Genomic DNA, 569 nt, shown 5'->3' with positions numbered 1-569 from the left:
CTCGCACGGGTGTGTCTTTTGTCTCGACGGCTAACGATTGCGAATACGAAGGCCAAAAAGTGCGTGCTTTGGTTGCGTTTGCGGCTTGTAACAACGCTCACCAATCAATTCTGAACAACTTGTCTAAAATCGTTTTCAACAACGAACACAATAAACTGTTAGATGCCTCTGCAGAACAGATTCTTGCGCTATTCAAAGGCGAAGAAGTGGCAGCGCCAGCCGAAGATGGCAACGTAGCAGTCTTTAAGATCAAAAACGCACATGGCCTTCACGCTCGCCCGGGTGCGATGCTGGTTGCAGAAGCGAAGAAATTCGAATCAAACATTCGCGTGGCAAACCTAGATGGTGATGGTAAAGCAGTAAATGCGAAAAGCCTGATGAAAGTGATTGCCCTTGGTGTGAAACACGGTCACCAATTGCAGTTCTCTGCTGAAGGCCCAGACGCGGCTCAAGCACTGGAATCTATTGGCAACGCGATTGCTACTGGCCTAGGTGAAGGTTAAGGGGCACGCAAATGACAGCATTAAAAACAAACAAAGTTGTGACCATCACGCTAAACCCTGCGCTTG

The 569-nt window shown here is 48.3% G+C and carries 1 protein-coding gene; it reads left to right on the top strand.

The features are described 5' to 3' along the window. On the top strand, positions 1-503 hold a 503-nt coding region (locus R7E78_RS29000), incomplete at its 5' end, for an HPr family phosphocarrier protein (protein WP_318059001.1). Positions 504-569: the final 66 nt, after the last annotated feature.

Source organism: Vibrio sp. YT-19(2023) (assembly GCF_033337395.1).
This window is presented reverse-complemented; position numbering and strand designations above follow the sequence as displayed.